The 20359-nt window shown below is 67.0% G+C and carries 17 protein-coding genes; 7 read left to right on the top strand and 10 right to left on the bottom strand.

The window, feature by feature from the left end:
- Window positions 1–125: 125 nt before the first annotated feature.
- A complete protein-coding gene (locus tag GT355_RS14600) occupies window positions 126–1220 on the bottom strand; it encodes an aminopeptidase (RefSeq protein ID WP_160135302.1) in 1095 nt (364 codons plus the stop codon).
- Window positions 1221–1330: 110 nt separating this feature from the next.
- Between GT355_RS14600 and GT355_RS14595 the strand changes: the two genes are divergently transcribed.
- Both GT355_RS14595 and GT355_RS14590 read left to right on the top strand, forming a co-directional pair.
- Window positions 1331–1666 carry a DUF5783 family protein gene (locus tag GT355_RS14595; RefSeq protein ID WP_160135301.1) on the top strand — a complete coding sequence of 112 codons (336 nt, stop codon included), beginning with the start codon at window positions 1331–1333 and terminating at the stop codon, window positions 1664–1666.
- Between the two features lie 30 nt (window positions 1667–1696).
- Window positions 1697–2068, top strand: a complete 372-nt coding sequence (locus tag GT355_RS14590) for a NifU family protein (protein WP_007690785.1) — start codon at window positions 1697–1699, stop codon at window positions 2066–2068.
- A gap of 48 nt (window positions 2069–2116) precedes the next feature.
- Here the strand turns inward: GT355_RS14590 and GT355_RS14585 are convergent, their stop codons facing one another.
- Window positions 2117–3829: a cation:proton antiporter gene (locus tag GT355_RS14585; RefSeq protein WP_160135300.1), complete on the bottom strand. Its 1713-nt coding sequence runs from the start codon at window positions 3827–3829 to the stop codon at window positions 2117–2119.
- 144 nt (window positions 3830–3973) lie between these two features.
- Here GT355_RS14585 and GT355_RS14580 point away from each other — a divergent pair, with 144 nt between their 5' ends.
- Together GT355_RS14580 and GT355_RS14575 are read left to right on the top strand one after the other, a co-directional pair.
- Window positions 3974–5449 (top strand): sulfatase family protein, encoded by a 1476-nt coding sequence (locus tag GT355_RS14580; RefSeq protein ID WP_160135299.1) that lies wholly within the window; start codon window positions 3974–3976, stop codon window positions 5447–5449.
- On the top strand, window positions 5450–7594 hold the full coding sequence (locus tag GT355_RS14575; RefSeq protein ID WP_160135298.1) for a PQQ-dependent sugar dehydrogenase: 2145 nt from the start codon (window positions 5450–5452) through the stop codon (window positions 7592–7594). It abuts the gene before it with no gap.
- Here GT355_RS14575 and GT355_RS14570 read toward each other — a convergent pair.
- Together GT355_RS14570 and GT355_RS14565 are read right to left on the bottom strand one after the other, a co-directional pair.
- A complete protein-coding gene (locus GT355_RS14570) occupies window positions 7591–8460 on the bottom strand; it encodes a ketopantoate reductase family protein (protein ID WP_160135297.1) in 870 nt (289 codons plus the stop codon). The genes GT355_RS14575 and GT355_RS14570 overlap by 4 nt on opposite strands.
- A 7-nt stretch (window positions 8461–8467) precedes the next feature.
- Window positions 8468–8770: a DUF7130 family rubredoxin-like protein gene (locus GT355_RS14565; protein WP_160135296.1), complete on the bottom strand. Its 303-nt coding sequence runs from the start codon at window positions 8768–8770 to the stop codon at window positions 8468–8470.
- Between the two features lie 169 nt (window positions 8771–8939).
- On the opposite strand from GT355_RS14565, the gene GT355_RS18095 reads away from it, so the two are divergent.
- Together GT355_RS18095 and GT355_RS14560 are read left to right on the top strand one after the other, a co-directional pair.
- Window positions 8940–9107: a zinc ribbon domain-containing protein gene (locus tag GT355_RS18095; RefSeq protein WP_192928028.1), complete on the top strand. Its 168-nt coding sequence runs from the start codon at window positions 8940–8942 to the stop codon at window positions 9105–9107.
- Between the two features lie 89 nt (window positions 9108–9196).
- Window positions 9197–9607, top strand: a complete 411-nt coding sequence (locus GT355_RS14560; protein ID WP_160135295.1) for a Fic family protein — start codon at window positions 9197–9199, stop codon at window positions 9605–9607.
- A gap of 208 nt (window positions 9608–9815) precedes the next feature.
- On the opposite strand, the gene GT355_RS14555 is transcribed toward GT355_RS14560, so the two are convergent.
- Window positions 9816–13328: a DNA polymerase II large subunit gene (locus GT355_RS14555; RefSeq protein ID WP_160135294.1), complete on the bottom strand. Its 3513-nt coding sequence runs from the start codon at window positions 13326–13328 to the stop codon at window positions 9816–9818.
- 189 nt (window positions 13329–13517) lie between these two features.
- On the opposite strand from GT355_RS14555, the gene GT355_RS14550 reads away from it, so the two are divergent.
- Complete coding sequence (locus GT355_RS14550) at window positions 13518–14378, top strand: GIDE domain-containing protein (RefSeq protein ID WP_160135293.1); 861 nt, start codon at window positions 13518–13520, stop codon at window positions 14376–14378.
- An 18-nt stretch (window positions 14379–14396) separates the two neighbouring features.
- On the opposite strand, the gene GT355_RS14545 is transcribed toward GT355_RS14550, so the two are convergent.
- The 5 genes from GT355_RS14545 to GT355_RS14525 all read right to left on the bottom strand — a co-directional run bounded on the left by GT355_RS14545 (window position 14397) and on the right by GT355_RS14525 (window position 20312).
- Complete coding sequence (locus GT355_RS14545; RefSeq protein ID WP_160135292.1) at window positions 14397–16586, bottom strand: ATP-dependent DNA helicase; 2190 nt, start codon at window positions 16584–16586, stop codon at window positions 14397–14399.
- Between the two features lie 371 nt (window positions 16587–16957).
- A complete protein-coding gene (locus tag GT355_RS14540; RefSeq protein WP_160135291.1) occupies window positions 16958–17905 on the bottom strand; it encodes a cation diffusion facilitator family transporter in 948 nt (315 codons plus the stop codon).
- A gap of 69 nt (window positions 17906–17974) precedes the next feature.
- Window positions 17975–18922 carry a cation diffusion facilitator family transporter gene (locus GT355_RS14535; protein WP_160135290.1) on the bottom strand — a complete coding sequence of 316 codons (948 nt, stop codon included), beginning with the start codon at window positions 18920–18922 and terminating at the stop codon, window positions 17975–17977.
- 76 nt (window positions 18923–18998) lie between these two features.
- Window positions 18999–19652 carry an imidazole glycerol phosphate synthase subunit HisH gene (gene hisH / locus GT355_RS14530; protein ID WP_160135289.1) on the bottom strand — a complete coding sequence of 218 codons (654 nt, stop codon included), beginning with the start codon at window positions 19650–19652 and terminating at the stop codon, window positions 18999–19001.
- Between the two features lie 36 nt (window positions 19653–19688).
- Window positions 19689–20312, bottom strand: coding sequence for a uracil-DNA glycosylase (locus GT355_RS14525; protein ID WP_160135288.1), 624 nt, complete (start codon window positions 20310–20312; stop codon window positions 19689–19691).
- Window positions 20313–20359: the final 47 nt, after the last annotated feature.

The raw sequence follows: 20359 nt of genomic DNA, 5'->3' as shown, positions 1-20359 counted from the left end.
GTGGGGTGGTTCCGCAGCGTGTGGTGCGGCAGCGGAGCGGCCTCTCGTTTGCGTCGTGCGAGCTGCGGTCCTCGCTACCGAATCCTCTCGTGGATCCGTCGCGGGAAAACAATCAAACCAATGAACTACTCCTCGAAACCGTCCTCGAATCGGAAGGTCCCGTCGCGTTGGACGACTGCCCCATCGACTTCGATCCGCGAGTCCTCGCTCATGTCGACGATCATGTCCATGTGGAGCGCGCTGTCGTTTCGCTCCCGGTCCTCGCCGACGGTCTCCTCGTAGGCCATCCCGAGCGCGAGGTGGACGGTGTCGCCCATCTTCTCGTCGAAGAGCATGTTGTAGGTGAAGCGGTCGATGTCGCGGTTCATCCCGATACCCAACTCACCGAGCCGTCGCGCGCCGTCGTCGGTGTCGAGCGCCGCCGTCAGCACGGCCTCGTTCTTCTCGGCGCTGTGCTCGACGACTCTCCCACTCTCGAAGGTGAGCGAGACGTCCGTGACCTCCCGACCCTGCGCCATCACGGGTTTGTCGAACAGGACCTCACCCTCGACGGAGTCGGGGACGGGAGCGGTGAACACCTCGCCGCCGGGGAGGTTGTTCTCGCCGTAATCGTTCTCCGTCACCATGCCGTCGACGCGCATCGTGAGGTCGGTGGTCTCGCCCGAGACGATCCGAACCTCGCTCGCGGGGTCGAGGACCTCGACCATTCGCTCTTGGTGCTCGCGCTGGGCCGCCCAGTCCTTGTTGATGGCGCGGTAGACGAACGCCTCGTACTCCTCGGTACTCATCTCCGCGTCCTGGGCGTTGCCCGACGCGGGGAACTGGGTGCCACACCACCGCTTCTCGCTCATGACCGTCTCGCCGATCGGTTTGACGGCCCGGCGATAGGCGGCGTTGGTCTCGGGATCGACGTCGCCACCTTCGTTGGTGTTCGCCGACGCCTTGACCGAGATGAACACGTCCGTCTCCTCGACCAGTGCCATCCGGTGGCTCGGGAGTTCGAAGTCCGCGGGGTCGCTCGCGCGCTTGAACGCGCGGAGGGCGCGGTCGCTCCCGAGCGAGACGGCGGGGTTCGCGCCGCGCTCGCCGAGCTTCTCGTAGAGCGCGACCACCAAGTCCTCGGCCGCCGGTGAGGCGACGATCTGGACGTTGTCGCCGGCTTCGACGTTCGTGGAGTGCTCGACGACGGTCTCGGCGTGCTCGCGAACGCGTGGGTCCATCCGTTCGCTCCACACGCCGCCCGCAAACCGATTGTGGAACGAGCGGGTCGCGCCGGATCCGTTCCGGGAACGACCGGCCGGCTTTAGTTCCCGCCGCCCGTTCGCTCGCCATGACCGAGTTCAGTCCCGAGAAGTTCGAGGACAAGTACACGCACTACTTCCCCGAACTCCAGACCGCCTACAAGAACGCCTTCGGGACGATGAACGACGCGTACGACTCCCAGTTGATCCACGCCATCGACCAGCAGGTGCTGAACGAGTCCGAACCGTTCTACGACGAGGAAGGCGGGTTTCGGGTCGACCTCCCCGAGAATCCGACCGAGCGTGTCACGGCCGTCGTGGTCGAGGACGAGAAGATCGACGCGGTTCTCGAGGAGTACGTCGAGCGGATCGAGGCGGAGCTGGCGCGGGTCTTCGGGGTCGATCGTGACAGTCCAAAGGCCTAAGACGCCGGACACCCTCGGATCAGGTACATCATGAGCGTCGAAACCGAACGGAGCGAGGACGAACTTCGCGAGGCGATCTCGAACTTCCTCCGCCGGAACTTCCCCCAGATCCAGATGCACGGCGGGAGCGCCGCGATCCAGGGTCTCGACCGCGAGAGCGGCGAGGTCACCGTCGCGCTCGGCGGTGCGTGCTCGGGCTGCGGTATCTCGCCGATGACGATCCAGGCCATCAAGAGCCGGATGGTCAAGGAGATCCCCGAGATCAACAAGGTCCACGCCGAGACGGGCATGGGCGGCATGGACGCCGACATGGGCGAGGGCGGCTTCGGCGGCGGCGGAATGAGCCCCTCGTTCCCCGGCGAGACCACCGAGGACGACGAAGGCCCCCAGGCCCCCTTCTAATCCCCCAACTCTCTTTCCGTTTTTCTCGTCCCCGAGCGCCAGCGCCGGTCAGTCGGTGGTCCCCTCGCCGGGGGGGTCGATGTCGAGCCCGAACTCGGCGGCCTGGGTTCGCCAGAACTCCTCGTAGGCCTCCTCCTGTTCGTCGACGGTGCTCTCGCCGTCGTTGACCCGGTTGAGCTTGAGGTCGACCTCTTCGAGGAGGCGGTCGCCGACGTCGCCGCCGATCACCCCGTTCTGGACGGCCTCGCGGATCGCGTTCTTCTCGCGCTGGAGGAGGCGGCGTTCGCCGATCAGGAGCTCCTCGCGCCGGAGGTCAGGGTTCTCCTGCATCAGCTGTGAGATCGCGTCCCGGAGGTCCTCGCGTTCCTCCTCGTACTCCTCGGTGAAGTCGTCGTAGACGTCGCTCGGGATGTCGCCGCGCTTGCGGAGGCGCTCGGCGGCGTCGAGCGCGGCGTCGGTGGCACGCGCCCGGCCGTTGAGGAGTTCGTAGAGGCGCTGGTCGTCCGACCGGGTGGCGATCCCCAGCCTGTCGAGGAGCCGCGACATCGTGAGCCCCTGGACGACGAGGCTGAACGCGACGACCCCGAACACCATCGCGCGGAGCTCGTTGCCCGGCGGGAAGCCCGACGGCAGCCCGAGCACCAGCGCGACCGGGATCGAGCCGTGGAGCCCGCCCCACACCATGACGTGCTGGTAGTTCCGCGGGACGCCGTTGGGCGTGAACCGATTGGTGATCGCGGTCAGCGGGTAGACCGCGACGACGCGTGCGAGGAGCACAAGCGGGATCGCGACCACGATCGGCACCGCGAACTCGGCGAGCTGCCGGACCGGCGTGGTCGCGCCGATCGCGACGAAGATGAAGGTGTTGACGATGAACGCAGCGGTTTCGAGGGTGTTGAAGATCGAGAGCTTGGTCTGGGGGCTCATCGCGTACTCGACGCCGCGGTTGCCGATGAACAGCCCCGCGACGACCGTCGCGATCACGCCCGAGACGTGGAGGTAGTGTTCGGCCAGCAGGAAGCTCCCGTAGGTGAGGATGAGGGTGAGGACGATCTCGGTCATGTGTTCGTCGAGGTTGACCATCACCCGGTAGACCGCGTAGCCCGCGACCAGCCCGACCACCACGCCACCGACGCTCGACAGCGCGATCTCGAAGGCCGTGCTGGCGAGCCGCGAGAGGCTGAGGAGCTCCGAGGCGGGTGTGTTCGTTCGCAACGACTCCTCGGTGAGCGCGAGCAGCGCCGAGAAGATCACGACGCCGACGCCGTCGTTGAGCAGACTCTCGCCCTCGACCAGCGTCGAGAGGCGTTCGGGCGCGCCGAGTTCGTCGAACAGCGCCAGCACGCTCACCGGGTCCGTCGGGAGGATCATCGCGGCGAACAGCAACGAGACCAAGAGCGGGAAGCCGAAGGCGTACTGGCCCACGAGGCCCAACACTATCACCGAGAGGATCACCCCGGGAACCGCGAGCGCGAGGATCGGTCCGATGTTCGCCCGGAAGGATTCGAGGTCGGTGGTGGCCGCCCCCTCGAACAGGAGGGGTGGGAGCAGGACGAGGAGGATGAGGTCGTGTGAGAGTTTGATGTCGAAGAGTTGGACCCCGAACACCGCCTGGATCCCCGAGACGGCGAAGCCCCCGATCAACAGCGCGATGGTGTAGGGGAATCGTCCGACCTTCGCGACGAACACCCCGACGCCCGCGGCGAGCATGAACACGACGAGGAGGTCGACCTCGGTCGCCGCGACCGTCTGTGCCAGCATTACCCGGCCTACACCACACCGCCTGTTAAGTACCCCGCCTGCATCCGCTACTCCGACGGACGCCGGCGGTCGAAACCGGGCGAGACCGTACGGCTCCGCGACCCAAACGGCGTTACTTATTTGCGATGGCCTACATGGTGGGGTATGGACACCGCGCCAGACAGGAACGTCCTGTTCGTCGTCATGGACACGGTGCGGAAGGACCACCTGTCGTGTTACGGCTACGACCGCGACACCACCCCCGGACTCGACGGCTTCGCGGACGAGGCCGCCGTGTACGAGGAGGCGGTCGCCGCCGCGCCCTGGACACTTCCCTCCCACGCCTCGATGTTCACTGGATTGTACCCCGGCGACCACGGTGCAACCCAGGAGAACCCGTATCTCGAAGGCCACGCCACGCTCGCCCAGTCCCTCGACGAGCACGCGAGCTCGTGTTACTCCTCGAACGCCTGGATCACGCCCTACACCCGCCTCACCGACGGGTTCGACGACCAGGACAACTTCTTCGAGGTGATGCCTGGGGACTTCCTCTCTGGCCCGCTCGCGCGCGCTTGGAAGACGATGAACGACAACGAGCGCCTCCGCAAGCTCGCCGACCGGATCGTCGAGATCGGCAACGTCTTCCACGAACGCCTCGCGGGCGGCGGTGGCGCGGACTCGAAGACACCCGCGGTGATCGACCAGACCATCGAGTTCATCGACGAAAGCGACGAGCCCTTCTTCTCGTTCGTCAACCTGATGGACGCCCACCTGCCGTATCACCCGCCCGAAGAGCACAGAGAGCAGTTCGCGCCGGGGGTCGACTCCACCCAGGTCTGCCAGAACTCGAAGGAGTACAACGCCGGTGCGCGCGACATCAGCGAGGCCGAGTGGGAGTCGATCCGCGGGCTCTACGACGCCGAGATCCACCACGTCGACGCCCAGCTCCATCGACTCTTCAAGTGGATGCGTGCCAACGACGAGTGGGAGGACACCCTCGTGATCGTCTGTGCCGACCACGGCGAATTACATGGGGAACACGGCCTCTACGGCCACGAGTTCGGGGTCTACGACCCGATCGTGAACGTCCCGCTGATGGTCAAACACCCGGACCTCGAACCCGGAAGATATGAAAATCAGGTCGAACTCGTCGACCTCTACCACACGGTGCTCGATCATGCCGGGGCCGAGGGGAAAGGCGTGAAATTCGACCCGAACCGGTCCCTGCTCTCGGACTCGTATCGGGACTTCGACGGCGGCGAGAACGCGTTCGTGGAGTACTACCGACCCGTCGTCGAGCTGAACCAGCTCGAGAGCAAGGCCACCGAGGCCGGTATCGACCTCCCGAAGAACTCGCGGTTCTACTCGCGGATGCGGGCGGCCCGGCGACCCGACGCGAAGTACATCCACAACGAGCGAATCGACGACGAGGCCTACCGGCTCGACACCGACCCCGGCGAGCACGACGACCTCGCGGGCGAGGACGACCCGGCCATCGCGGCCGTGGCCGATGCCCTTTCGGAATTCGAGGCGCAACGCGACCCATGGAGCACCGCTGCGGGCGGCAGCGACGACGAGGTGCTCTCGGAGATGGGTGGCGACGCAAAGCAACGGCTCGAAGACCTGGGTTATATCGAATAGATGCACACGAGTACCAGCCGACCCGAGGAGGGCGTATCGCGCAGACGATTTCTCCGGACGACCGCGGTCGCGGGCGGGGTCGTGGGGCTCGGCGGTACTGCGGGCGTGCGCGCCCAGACCCAGCAGCCGGAGACGATCGAGCTCGGTGGCGACACCGCCGGCTGGGTCGGTCGGTCACCCGATTCGATCAGCGGCGACACCAACCCCACGATCGAGCTCGATGCCGGTACGAAGTACCGAATCACGTGGGAGAACGTCGACGGCAAGCCCCACAACATCGTGATCTCGAACCGGTCGGGTGGGACGATGAAGCGCACCGAGGTCATCACGGAACAGGGCGCGACCCAGTCGGTGACGTTCACCGCGACCCCGAAGACCGGAAGCTACGTCTGTGAGGTCCACCCGACCTCGATGCGCGGCGAGTTCGACCTCGGCGAGGACGCCGCCGCCAGTTCGGACGGATCGGTGAGCGACGAGGACCTCTACTTCCCGAAGGGTCCGTCGGTGCGGCTCGAGACCGTCGTCACCGAGGGGCCCGACTCGCCACTGGATTTCGTCGTGCCGCCGAACTCCAGTGACACCTACTACATCGTCGACCGGTCGGGCGGGGTCTACCGCTACACCGAACGGCGCGGCCTCCAGCCCGAGCCGTTCATCGACGTGAGCGACGAGCTCGCGGAGATCACCGGCGAGATGGGGCTCGTCGGGATGGCCTTCCACCCGGACTACGGGCAGAACAGAAAATTCTACCTGCGCTACAGCGCCCCGAGCCGGGAGGGCACGCCCGACGACTACAACCACACCGAGGTGCTCGCCGAGTTCACAGCGAACGCCGACGGCACCAGCGCCGACCCCGACTCCGAGCGCGCGGTCATGGAGATCCCCCATCCCCAGGAGATCCACAACTCCGGGTCGATGGCGTTCGGGCCCGACGACGGCTATCTCTACCTCGGGATGGGCGACGGCGGCGGCGGGAGCGACAACAACCTCGGCCACGTCGAGGACTGGTACGAACCCCTCGAAGGCGGTAACGGCCAGGACGTCACCGAGAACCTCCTCGGGAGCATCCTCCGGATCGACGTCGACACCCAGGACGGCGAGAAGGCCTACGGGATCCCCGAGGACAACCCGCTCGTCGGCCGGGACGGGCTCGGCGAGCACTACGCCTGGGGCCTGCGCAACCCCTGGCGGATCGGTTTCTCGAACGGCGAGCTCTACGCCGGCGACGTCGGTCAGAACTCCTACGAGGAGATCAACCTGATCGAGAAGGGCACCAACTACGGCTGGAACATCCGCGAAGGGAGCCACTGTTTCGACCCGCGGGCGCAGGAAGCCTCGGAGATGAGCACCGACGGCAGCTGCCCGACGAAGACCCCCGACAACGTCCGTGGCGGCGAGCCGCTCGTCGACCCGATCATCGAGTACCCCCACGCCTACAAGGGTCGGGGGGTCGGGGCGTCGGTCATCGGCGGCTACGTCTACACCAACGACCGCGTACCGGCGCTCACGGACACGTACGTCTTCGGCGACTTCCGGAAGAACATCGACATCGAGGAGCCGAGCGGGTCGCTGTTCGCCGCGACGAGGAAGGGGAAGAAGTGGTCGACCGAGGAGGTCACGATCGCGAACGGCGACGAGGGCCGGATCGGGAACTTCGTGCTCGCGATCGGCCGGGACAACGACGGCGAGCTCTACGTGCTCACCACGACCGACCACGACCCCGGCGAGGGGACGGGGACCGTCTACCGAATCACCCGTGACCCGTCGAACGCCGCGACGACCAACGCCACTGCGGGGAACGGGACGGCCGGCAACGCAACTGTAGGGAACGCGACCGTGGGGAACGCGACCAGCGGGAACGCCACGGCGAACGGAACCGCGAACGCGACGACCGGTGCCAACGCGACCGCCGACACGGCAGCGAACGACTCGACGGCTGCCGGGTCGGCCACCGGCTCCGCGGCGAACGGTTCGAACGGATCGGGTGGTTCGAATGGCCCTAACGGATCGGGCGGATCGAACGGCTCGTCCGGTGGGGCGAGCACCACGCAGGGTTCGGGCCCCGGCTTCGGCGCGCTCGCGGCGGTCTCTGGGCTTGTACTGGGTGCCGCACGCTTCCTTCGCGGGCGGAACGACGGGGACTAATCGGTTCGGCCGCGAACCAGCCCGGCGAGCGTCCGGTTCACCGGCGCTGGCTCGTCCGCACGCGCCACGACCGCGCCGTTGATCGCGTCGACCTCGGTTCGGTTGTTCGCTCGAACGTCCTGGAGCATCGAGGAGTGGTTCTCGGCGGTCGTCTCCACGACCGATTCGAGCGCCGCGACCGCTTTTCCGTCACTGAGATCGACGTCGTTCTCGCGGGCGACGCGAGCGGTCTCGCGCGCGGCAGCGGTCGCGATTTCGTGTAACGGATCATCGGCGAGCGCGCCGTTCGACACCCCGGCGAGCGCGGTGACGGGGTTGACCCCGGCGTTGACCGCGAGCTTCTCCCATCGACGGCGGGCCATTCGAGTCGAGACCTGTGCGTCGATGTCCGCCGCACGGAGCGCGCTTCCGACGCGTTCGGCGGCGGTCGAGGGGCCGCCGTCGGGGTCGCCGACGACGACCTCGCCGACGCCGGTACACGCGACCCGACCGGGTCCGTCGAGCCGTGCGCCGTAGGTACACGTCCCCGCGAGAACGGTGTCGTGGGTGCGGGCGAGGCGCTCCTCGTTGCCGAGGCCGTTCTGGAGCGAGCAGACGACCTCGGGGTCGCAGTCGGTGAGCGCACGCGCGGCAGCCTGGGTGTCGAACGATTTGACGGTCACCAGCGCGAGGTCGGCGTGGTCGGGGACCGTCGTCCGGGCGTCGGGTTCGACGGCCAACTCGACCGCGCCGGTGACGGTCAACCCCGACTCGCGGACCGCCGCGACGTGCGGGTCCCGCCCGACGAGGGTCACGTCGTGTTCGCGCGCGCACAACCCGCCGACGAGGCTGCCGAGGCTTCCCGCGCCGAAGACGACCACGTCCATTCGAGGACTAATCCTCGGTCCAGTAATAGAGGTCCTCCTTCGGCGCGCCACACGACGGACACGCCTCGGGGAGAGAATCGATCTGGCCGAGCTCGCCGCAGGCCCAGCACCGCCACATCAGGTCCATCTCGCCCGCCCCGTGCGACCCGCTGGTTTCGACCTCGGTCGCCAGCTCCCCCGCGGCTCGCACGTAGAACCCGCTCTCGTCGAACCCCCTGATGGTCCCCAGTTGCTCTCCCCGGTCGTCGTAGACCGTCTGGTCGAACCCGAGCTCTCGCCCGCTGGACAGCCGATACTGTGCGTCTTCCATGATATCCTCCCACACCCTATAGGACCGCCGAGAGCATAACGTTCGCTCCGGGACTGCACTTCGTGACCGTCGCTGCAAGCCGTTTAGCCACAAAGCACATTATCCCCCAACCGAGTTATCCACCGTTCGAAATGAGTGGCCGTGACCGTCGCCGATACGGGTCGTGAGAATGGACGTCGAAGAACTCAGAGCGGAAGTCGAGGAGCTGCAACGCGAAGTCCGGGAACTCCGACGACGACAGCGGCTGACAGCCCAGTGTCTCACCTGCGGGACGATGTTCGTGCCGACGCGCGAACTCGGCTGTCCGGTCTGTCGGTCCCAGGGGCGGGCTCGGTGAGCCCCGTCGCGTTCGCGCGCCCCGAAGAACCGATGGATTCCCGGTTTGGGGGCGCGAGGTTCGCGCCCGGATCGAAGTGATCGAATCGTATGGAAAACAGCGATTTACCCACCGCACGCGATATTATCGACGTTCACAGCCGTATCGAACGCATCTACGACCTGAAATACGAGGGTCTCCGGAGCCGGACGCCGACGCGAACGCTTCGAGAGAAGGCACTCGACCCCGTCCGCGAGTACGACGACGTGTATCACCGTGCGGCGGCACTCCTGTTCGGCATACAGAGCGCTCACGTCTTCGAGGACGCCAACAAACGGACTTCGTGGGCCGTAACGATCACATATCTTCGGGAAAACGATTGCTCTCCATCGTTCGAGCAAGACGGAGAGCTGGTCGAGGGCATCATCCGGAGTATCGGCTACTTCGACACCGAGACGGTGGCAAACTGGCTCGAAACCGGAGAGATGGATGTATCTGAACTCCCGGAACGGCTAAGATGAACCATCACCACTACCACCCATGAGCAAACAGGAAGCCGACGACCGGAGCGACTTCGTGAAATTGGCCGAGGAGGTGATCGAGGAACAACGACCGATCCTCGATCGGTTAGCCGACGACTGAACACGTCGGCCACCCTCACCCGGATTTTGGGTACGACTCCGTGACGGAATCGGTGCGTCCGCTGGGAATACTACTGCAGCGACTTGCTCACATGAAGTCCGCAATACCGCTCTGTTTGTTCTTGTCGTTCTCGAACACACTCTCCAGCGTCATCTCTAGAACTTCGAGGCGCTGTTTGGTGTAGTCCCGGCAGCCGTACTCCTCGGCGACCCGGGTCGCGGTCCCGATGTACTTCTTCACCGAGCCCTCGTGGACGGTGAGGTTGACCCGGCCGCCGCACTCCCGACACTCACCCGAGAGCGGCATCCGGCGGTACTTCGTCCCGCAGTCGAGACACCGCGTCTTCTGGCGCGAGAAGGCACGGAGGTTGCCGATGAGGTCGGGCAGGAAGTGGTACTCGATGATGCGCTCGGCGACGTCGGTTTCATCGACCGCTCGGAGCTTCCGGGCGAGTTCGAGCTGGGCGTCCATCTTGTCGGTCATCGAGCCCAGCGTTTTGTAGGCCGAGAGCGCCGGCCCGAGCGCGAGGTTCGAGGTCTCGGTGGTGTGGCGAAAGCCCGTGTACTCCTCGTCGGTCCCGACGTTCGCCTCGGCGATCTCGATGTCGACGGCACCAGGATCGGCCATCTCCAGGGTCGCCTCGTAGAACGCCTTCGGGTAGGAGTCCACGATGTCCATGTTGTGCGCCTCGTCGTCGATCTCGGCGGGGTCGATCCGCGAGGACATCACCAGCGGGGCGTCCATCCGCCCGCCACGCTTGTCGGGGAGGTAGGCCTTCGAGAAGTTCAACAACCCATCCATCAACAACATGACACAATCTTCGTCTCCATCACAGTTACGGCGCTTTGATGCATGAAAATAAGGGTGAGCATAACCCACAGCGGCGCTCGTGAAGCCGATCACGCGCCCCACCACCGCCGCTGAGGTGTGTGGGGCCATCCCGAAGACCAACTCACCGACCAGATCGTCGCGGTCGTCGAACTCGTAGAACGGGTCGAGACCGTAGTACTGGGTCAGGAGGTCGTCGACGAAGTCGGCGGTCTTGAGGAGGTGTTCGGCCGCGCCGTCCGAGAGCACCACGTCCTGAACTCGCAACTCCACCAACTGGTCGTCGTGGCGGAGCGGGTCGCCCTGCATGTCCTCGTGGTAGCCGAGCTCGCGGAACTGCTCGACCGAGACGTCGAGTTCGTCGGGCTTCACGCTCGTGACGGGCAGATCCGTCATGTCGTATCGGATGGTCCCGTCCTTGAACGCCGAGACGCCGTGTTTCGCCCGGAGGACACCCTTCTCCATCGGCTCGGGTGTTTTGAGCTCCGAGGTCAGCCCCTTGACCCCCTTCAGGATGTCGAAGGCGTTCTCGCGCTCGCCGACCTCGCGGAGGGCACTCTCGTACTCCTCCCGGATATCGACGACCCGCCACTCCGTCGGCGTCGCCTCGCCCTCACACCGCGGGCACTCCGCCCGACCGGACTCGTCGGGTTCGACCTCGATCTCGCAGTCGGGACACTCGTATCGCGGCTCGGTGAGGCTCCCACAGTCGGGACACCGGGTCTCGTAGGTTCGGGTGCCACAGCCGACGCACTCGCGGCGCCCGACCTGGACGGGGACGGCTCCACGAGAACCCTCGTGGACGTGGTCGGCCGCCTCGCTCACGTCGCGCTGGCTGCCGCCGGCCTCGCCGATGGGAAAGAGGGTGTGGACCGCAGGCGAGAGCTCGCGTTTCTCGGACTTCTCCGGCCGCCCCATCCGCCCGCCGATCCGGGTCGGTGCACGCTCGCGGAGCGAAAACGGGGCGACCTCGCGGGCGGCCTTCATGGCGTTCGGCCACTCGCGGGCCGCCGTCGAGAGCGACTCCCAGGTGCGTTCGAGCCCCTCGTCGATACCCAACGACCGCACCAGCGCCGCGGAGTTCGGGATCCGAAGCGCGTCGCCGGCCTGGGAGTGGGGGACCAGCAGGTCTTCGAGCGTCTTCCGGACCTCGGGGAGCGGTTCGAGCGCCAGCCTCCCCTCGACGTACTCGCCCGCGACGACCGCCTCGGCGAGGTCCTCGAACGCCTCGACCGAGATATCGTGCCAGCAGTAGGTGTACTGTGGATGGAGCGGCGCGTCGTACTCGGTGGCCCACTCGATGGCCTCGCTCGGCGAGGGCGCTTCGAGGTCGGTCCGGGGCGAATCCCGGAGCGCTCTGACGTCCGCCTCGGTCGCCTCGAACTCCTGTATCCACCACTCGAAGGTGTACGACGCCGGCGCGAGCGGGTGGTTGTTCTCGACGAACTCGCCGTAGTTCACGAGGTACTCCCCGAGGTCGAGGATCGCCTCGACGCCGTTCCGGCATTCGAGGGCCTCCTCGGGGTCGTCGATCCGGCGGACCTCGCCGTTCGCCAGCCTGACGGTCGGGCCCTCGATCGAGTCCACCGGAACGACCCCGGCGGCCTTCCCCGGTCGCTCGGTCTTCAGCTGGGTGCCCGTCGCGAGGAAGTCGTCCACGAGGTGCATCGTCGCGGGGTGGACCCCGGCGGTCGCGAACCCGTTGTTCCGCGAGCGGCCGTACCGGAGCCGGAATCCGCCGGGCCGACTCGGGTGGCCGAACACCGGTCGGCCGGCGATCAGGTCCCGGAGGTACTTGGTCGCGGGTTCGGGTCGCAGGGGGCCATCGGGCTCGCCGTCCGCCTTCTCGACCGTTCCCTCCTCGTCTATCCCGTCGTCTTCCTCCGATTCGCTCGGTTCGTCGGCTTCCTCGTCGGTGTCGGCGTCGCTCTTCCCGATGGTGCCCGCGATGAGGTCGTCGAGCCACGGCCAGTCGACCTCGTCGAGCTCGGCGGTGTAGCGTTCGATCTTCGGGGCCTTCTGGGCGATCCCCTCCGCGAGCACGAGACACATCCCGCCGCGGGGGTTGTTGGTGCCGACGCGTTCGAGGTCCCGAAAGCCCGAGACCTCCTCTTGCCCCGTCGCCTCGCCGTCGAGCATCACGGGGCAGTTCTCGGCGATGAACTTCGTCTCCTTGTCCTTCGGGGAGTACTGGAGCCCCGTCTCCGAGTCGTAGAGGTCGATCTCCTCGGCGTAACGCTCGACCTCCTCCTCGCGGGCCTCGTAGGCACCGAGCCCGAGCAGCGCCCGGGTGTAGTCGGCCACGAGCACCGAGAGCGCCTGTGCCGTCCCGCCCGCCGACCGGATAGGTCCTGCGTAGAACACCCGCACGAACTGGGTTCCGTCCGGATTGTCCGCCAACTCCACGCGGTCGATCCCCTCGATGGGTGCGGCGACCACACCCTCGGTGAGGAGCGCGACCGCGGTCCGGACCGCGCCCTCGATGGTGCCTGCCTGCGTCTCGTAGTCCCCGACCCGGCCCTCGGCGAAGTCCTCGGCGAGTTCGAGCGCGGCCTCCTCCCGACTCATCTGGCCTTCGAGTTCGCGGACCCGGCTGGCGACGCCCTCGATGCCGAGGATGTTCTCGACTCGGTCGGCCATGTCCTTCGCGACCGGGATCTCGACCTCGGGAGTCGGGTCGCCGCCCGTCTCGCGCGCGGTCCCGGCGACCGCGAGCGCCTCGTCGAGCCCGGATTCGAGCCGTTCGAAGTAGCGCTCGTCCTCCGGCCGCATCAGCGCCGTCGACCCTCGTCCCGACGCTTCTCACTGGAATCGGAACGTGTGCCGAGCCGTCCCGCGAGCGAACCGTGCATAGCCACGAGTCGACCGGCGGCGGCAAAAACCTTCACCTCCACGCGGGTCGCGATACCCTTCGAAACCGTCCTCCGATGAATTAATACGATGCTGCAGAGACGTGAGCACATGGTCGACCTGCTCCTCGTGGGTGCCGGTCTCGTCGTCGGTATCGTCGGGCTCGTGTTCGCGTACACGGGCTGGCTGAATCGCAAACAGCGGCGGCTCGTCGCCGAAACGGGGACCACCGAGGTTCGGGGGATCGGCGAGGAGGGACGTGTCGAAGTCGAGGGCGAGGTCGTTACCGACGGAGGAGCGTTCACCTCCCCGATCGGGCGGGCGGACGCGGTGCTCGCGGCGTGGGAGGTCGAGGAGTGGAACGAGCGGGGCGACACCAGCAACTGGCGGACCCTCGCCTCGGGCGTCTACTCGGAGCCCTTCCGCGTCGACGACGGCACCGGCGCGGTCGAGGTCTCGCTCACCGACCGGGTTTCGGGCGAAAGCGAGTCCCTGCTCTCGCTCGACAGCACCGTCGCCAACGACGGCGTCGCGGTCGACAACGTGACCTGCGAGTTCGAGGAGTTCCCCGTGGTCGAGGAGGTGGGGGCCGAATCCGAACCGCCCGAACACATCCGGTCGTTCGTCGCGGGCGAGCGCGGCGTCTCGGGGCAGTCGGGGTCGATCACCAACCTCGTCGACATCGGCAACGCCCACGGCGACCGCCGCTACGCCGAACGCGCGCTCGCTCCCGGCGAGGAGGTCTACCTGCTTGGTCACGCCGAGGCGGACGCGGGCGCGACCCACCCGCTCCACCCCGAGGACGTCGTCCTCACCGCTGGCGACGAGGAGCCGTTCATCGTCTCCGACCACGCCGAGGACGCCCTCGTCGACCAGTTCGGCTCGGGCTACCGGCGAAGCCTCGCCGTCGGTGTCGCCCTCGTCGTGGCCGGCATCGCGGCGGTCGTCGCCGGCGCGACGCCGCTGCTCTGAGCCACGGTCACGGGCTGGTTATGGCGTCGGCGGTGCGCCGTCGTAGGCGTCGAAGTCGGTGTAGAAGTTGAGCATCGCGAACTTGAGCTTCTCGGGGTCGATATCGATGATCTCCGCGCGTTCCTCGTCCGGGAAGCTCTCGCGAACGGCGTACTTACCCATCTCACGGCTTGCGCGCCCGGTGTAGCGGGCATCGAGGAGTGCCCGGACCCCGATCTCCTCCGGCGAGCGGAGCACCCGCCCGAGCGCCTGACGGGTCTTTCGGATGGTCGGAATCTCGACGGCGTACTCCCAGCCCGCGTCGAAGGCGGCGTCGTAGGCGTCCTCGACAGCCCGGAGACGGTCGTCGAGGTGCGGGTAGGGAACCCCGACCACGACCACCGTGTGGGCGTCGTCGCCGTCGAAGCTCACGCCTTCGGTGAGGGTGCCCCAGAGCGAGGTGAAGAGCACGCCGTCGTCGTCGTCGACGAACGAGTCTCGAATGTTCTCGACGGATTTCCCGGCCTCGTCGAGGTAGCTCGTGGCCGACAGCGAGAGCGCGAGTCGGTCGTGATACCGTTCGGCCTCGGAGTAACTCGGGAAGAACAGGAGGGTGTTCCCGGGGGTGAACCGGACCGCGTCGCGGAGCGCGTCCGTCACCGCCTCCTGGACCTCGTGCTCGTCGCGGTCGCGCGCGAACAGCGCCGGGGTGTCCACCGCGAAGGTCCGGCGGCGCTCCTCGGGGAAGGTGAGGCCGTAGGCCATCGTCTCGGGGTCGTCGAGACCGAGTACATCGCCGGTGACCTCGAACGGGCGGAGGGTCGCGCTCATCAGGATCGTCGAGTGGAGGCTCTCGAACAGCGGTTCGGTGACCTCGCGCGGGATGGAGGCGAACGACTCGGCGCGGCCGTAGACCCCCTCCGGGCCCCGGCGCACCGAGACCACGGGATGGCGACCGCCGACCGTGCCGTCGGCGAGCCAGGACTCGACGAACCGCGCGACCTGGAGGGTCTGGCACTCCTTTCTGACCTGGGTCTCGCCGTCGCGGTACTTCCTATCGTACTCCCGATCGAGGTTCGCGCCGAGCGCGAGCGCCGCCTCCACGTCACCCTCGATGCCCTGGCCGGTGTAGGCGTCGAGGAAGGCTAGGGTGAGGTCGTCCCGGCCCTCCGGGTTCGCGACTTCGAGGTCCTCCCAGTCCTCGCCGACCCGCTCGCGCGCGCCGAAGCCCAGTTTGTCGTCGTAGGTCGAGAGCAGCGCGCCGCGGAACGCGCTCACGACGTTCGTGGCCTTCTCGGTCCGCGGGTCGTCGGCGTCCTCGCACTCGGCGAGCGCGGAGTCGAGCGTGGTCTCGGTCAGGGTCCGGGTGGCGTGTTCGCGTGCCGCGCCCTCGACGTTGTGGGCCTCGTCGAAAACAGTAATAACGTCTTCAGGATCGCGGCCGAGCCAGCGGAAGAACTGTTCGCGGATGTTGGGGTCGAGGATGTGGTGGTAGTTGCAGACCACGAGATCCATCGCCTCCATGCCGTCTTTCAGGAGTTCGTAGCCACAGAGTCCCTCGCGTTCGGCGTAGTCGTAGACCTCCTCGGGGGTGCGGACGTCCGCGGCGAGCCACCCGTAGAACTCCTCGGTGTCGGCGGGGAGGTTGTTGTAGTAGTGTTCGCAGATCGATCCGTCTCGAAGATCGTCGAGTTCGTCCTCGACGGCGTCGAGTTCGTCCATCACCGCGCTCCGGGCCTCGGCGGCGTCCGCTTCGCCCGCCTGGCTCGCGTCGAGCAGGTCGCCCTGGGCCGCTTCGAGTTCACGTTTCTCGCTCTCGGCCTCGACGAGGTTCTTGGTGGTGTCCCGGAGGACCTGACACTCCTCGTAGTCGACCCCGATGTGGCACATCGAGGCCTTGCCCTTGAAGACGGTTGCTTTGAGGGGTTCGTGTTCGTTGATCGCCCGCGCGTCGGCGACGAACTGGCGCATCTGCTGGTGAACGCTGGTCGTGATGACCACCGTCTTGTCCTCCTCGCGGGCGAACTCGAGCGCGGGGACCAGCGCGGAGAGGGTCTTGCCCGTCCCACAGGCTCCCTCGAAGAGCACGTCGCGCTCCTCGTCGAGGGCGTCGTGGATGCGTTCGATGGCCGCGCGCTGATTCTCGTAGGGCGACTCGTAGGGGAAGAATCGCCACGCGCGCTGCGAGTCGGCCGCCACAATAGCGGGAATTCGTACGCGTTCGGGCATAAGGGTTCGTGTGGCGTGGCGAAAGTGGTCCGCTGAGAGGCATGGGTCGGCACTTGTACGTCAGGACCAACCACTATGGCGCGCGCTTGCGACCGGTCCGAACGACAGAGAGGGCCGGTCGCAGACATTGTGCGAGGGATGAGCACCGTAGAGAGCGACCAACGGGAGCGAACGAGGAGCGCAGTCGGTTGGGGAGGCGTGTGGCGGTCGCGGGGCGGTGGCGGAGTGGGGCGGGAGAGTTAGTGGCTGTTCCGCGAACGAGCGGAGCGAGTGAGCGGGCGCGAGGACGACCGTAGGGAGTCCGATGCGCTTTTGATCCACATTTTGCCAGCGAGGCCGCTTCGCGGCCGAGCGCAGCAAAAGGTGGGAGTCTAGGCCTCGGGCTCGATGTAGATCTTCCGCACCTGGGGGTTGGCTTCGCGGAGCGCGTCCTCGATATCGGTGATTCGCTCGTCGATCGTGGTGGTGTCGAGGCGGGGGTCGAACTCGACGTCGCCGGTCACGATGACCTCCTCGGGGCCGAAGTAGACCGTTCTGAAGTCCTCGATCCGGTCGACGCCGGTCCAGCCGGCGACCACGCGCCGGAGTTCGCGTTCCTCGTTCGCGGGCAGGCTCTCGCCCATGAGGAGGCGTTTGTTCTCCCAAGCGAGCGCGAGCGCGAAGCCCATCAGGAGCAGCCCGATCAACAGTGCGGAGACGGCATCGAAGATCGGGTTGCCGGTCACCCGCGAGAGGTAGACCCCGAACAGCGCGATGCCCGCGCCGGCGACGGCGATGGTGTCCTCGGTGAAGGCGGTGAGGGTGGTGACGTCGCTGGTCTTCCGGAACGCCTCGCGGAAGCTCTCCCAGCCGTGCTCCTCGCGCTGGCGCTCCATCTCGAGGTAGGCCTTCCGGAGCGCGTAGGCCTCGAAGAGGATCGCGCCGATGAGGACGGCGTAGTTGACCCAGACGCCGGGGATCTCGACCCCGACCAGCGGGAGGACGGTGGTGCCCTCGCCGGGTGCGTGGGGATGCACGATGGCGTCGTAGCCGTGGCGGGCGCTCTCCCAGCCCGCGATGCCGAACAGGAGCACCGAGACGAGGAAGCTGTAGAAGAACTGGGCCTTCCCGTAGCCGAACGGGTGCTGGCGGTCGGCGTCCTTGCCGGCGTAGCGGATCCCGATGAGGAGGAATATCTGGTTGCCGGTGTCGGAGATCGAGTGGTAGGTCTCCGAGAGCATCGCGGCGCTTCCGGTGATGAGAAAGCCGACGAATTTGAGGATCGCGATGGCGGCGTTGGCGATGAGGGCAGCGATGACAACGGACCTGCTTTCTGCCATGACTCGTGACGCGCGCGTTCGCCAAAAGGCTCTTTCGTAGCGGGGATGACCGGACCGGTCCGGAGCGCGCTACGCCTCGGGCTCGATGTACGCGTTCCGGATCTGTGGGTTGGTCTCCATGAGCGCGTCGTTGATGGCGCTGATGCGGTCGTCGATCGTGGTGGTGTCGAGGTCGCGGTCGAAGGCCACGTCGGCGGCGAGGATGACCTCCTCGGGGCCGAAGTAGACCGTTTTGAAGTCGACGATCCGGTCGACGCCGTTCCAGTCGGCGACGAGCTCACGGAGACGGCGCTCTTCGGACGTCGGGAGGCTCTCGCCGAGGAGGAGACGCTTGTTCTGCCAGGCGAGCGCGGCCGCGAAGCCCATCAGGAGGATCCCGATCACGAGGGCGGCGGCTCCGTCGTACATCACGTTGCCCGTCTGCTCGGTGAGGTAGATCCCGACCATCCCGATCGCCGCCGCGGCGAGCGCGAGCGAGTCCTCGGTCAGCGCGGTCAGCGTCGTCACGTCGCTGGTCTTCTGAAAGGCCTCCCGGAGCCCGCTCCAGTTGTGCTCGTCGATCTGGCGTTTCATCTCGGCGTAGGCCTTCTTCAGTGCGTAGAGCTCGAAGAGGATCGCGAGCGACAGCACGAGGTAGCTGATCTGTGCGCCCGAGAGCGTGACGTCGATCACCGGGAGCGTGGCGTTGCTGATGTGGAAGGTGCTCTCGCCGAAGATCGTCTCGTAGCCCTTCCGCGCGCTCTCGATCCCCGCGACGCCGAACAGGAGCACGGAGACGAGAAAGCTATAGAAGAACTGTGACTTGCCGTAGCCGAAGGGGTGTCGCTGGTCGGCGCGCTTCTTCGAGTACCGGATCCCGATGAGGAGGAAGACCTGGTTGCCGGTGTCGGAGACCGACTGGTAGGTCTCCGAGAGCATCGCGGCGCTCCCGGTGAGGAGATAGCCGATGAATTTCAAAATGGCGATGGCACCGTTGGCGATGAGGGCGGCGACGACGACGGACTTGCTCTCGGCCATTGTCCGTGACGCGCGCCTCCGCACAAAGGCTCTTTCGCCTGCTATCGGCCGCGTCGCCCCTCGCCCCGAACGGCGTTCAGTCGGCGCAGATGTCGACGAAGTTCCGGAGGATCCGGAGCCCCGTCTCGCCCGACTTCTCGGGGTGGAACTGGGTGCCGAAGACCGTCCCCGACTCGTCGGCGACGATGCTCGGGAAGTCGTGGCCGTAGTCGGTGGTGGCGACCACCGCCCCCTGGTCTTCGGGGTCGGCGTAGTAGGAGTGGACGAAGTAGGCGTGCTCCCCGTCGACACCCTCGACCAGCGGGTGGTCGCGCTGGACGTCGAGTTCGTTCCAGCCCATGTGTGGCACCTTCAGGTCGCCGTCGAACCGACGGTTCCGACCGGGGACCAGGTCGAGGCCCTCGACGTCGCCCTCGCCCGCGTGGTCGGCCTCCTCGCTCGTGGTGAGGAGCATCTGCATCCCGAGACAGATCCCGAACACCGGGGTCCCGCTCTCGGCGGCGTCGAGCAACGGTTGGCGGTAGGGGTCGGCGTTCTCGACGCCCTCCCGGAACGCGCCCACGCCGGGGAGGACGATGCCGTCACACTCGGCGAACGCGTCGGGGTCGTCGGTGATCTCGACGGCGGCCCCGGCGCGTTCGAGGCCGCGCGTCACGCTCCGGAGGTTGCCGAGGCCGTAGTCGACCACGACCACGTCGGCCGTCGTGGTTCGCTGTGCTTCGAGGCTCACGGTTGTGCTTCGGACGGTCGGCGCAAAGCGTTTGCGCTAAAACCCGTCGAGTCGCGACTGCCCGCTCCCGCCCTCTCCGCCCGCACCCGCCCCGCCGAACTCCGCCGCCGTCGCGATGGTCCGCCGAAAGGTCTCCTGCTGGCTCGAATCGTAGAGGGTGGCCGCGGGGTGGACACAGACGAGCACCCGGTGGGCCGCCCCGGCGAACCGGACCTCCTCGATGTCCCCGGCTTCCTTCGTCACCGCGACGTCGCGCCCGAGGAGGTGCTGGGAGGGAACTTTTCCAAGGGTAACGACGACCTCGGGGTCGATCCCGCTGATCTCGGTTTCGAGGTAGCCCCGACAGTTGTCGAGTTCCTCGGTGTGCGGGTCGCGGTTCTCGGGCGGGCGACACCGCACGCAGTTGGTGATCCGGACGTCGCGGCGCGCGAGGCCCGCGTCCCGGAGTGCGTCGTCGAGCACGCTCCCGCTCCGGCCCACGAACGGCTCGCCCTCGCGGTCCTCCTGTTCGCCGGGGCCCTCCCCGACGAACACGACTTCGGCGTCTTCGGGCCCGGTGCCGTTCACGATCCGATTTCGAGAATCACAGAGGTCGGGACAGCGCTCGCAGGCCGTCACGTCGAGCCCATTCGTCTCGCCCTCGTCGCTGTCGGCGCTCACACGCCCCACACGCGGAGCGGCGGTTTAATCGCCCGGTTTGCGGACGG

Origin of the sequence: Halococcus salsus (genome assembly GCF_009900715.1) — an archaeon.
Classification (GTDB): domain Archaea; phylum Halobacteriota; class Halobacteria; order Halobacteriales; family Halococcaceae; genus Halococcus; species Halococcus salsus.
Note: the sequence above shows the minus strand (reverse complement) of the source record. Positions and strands in the feature narration are given on the sequence as shown.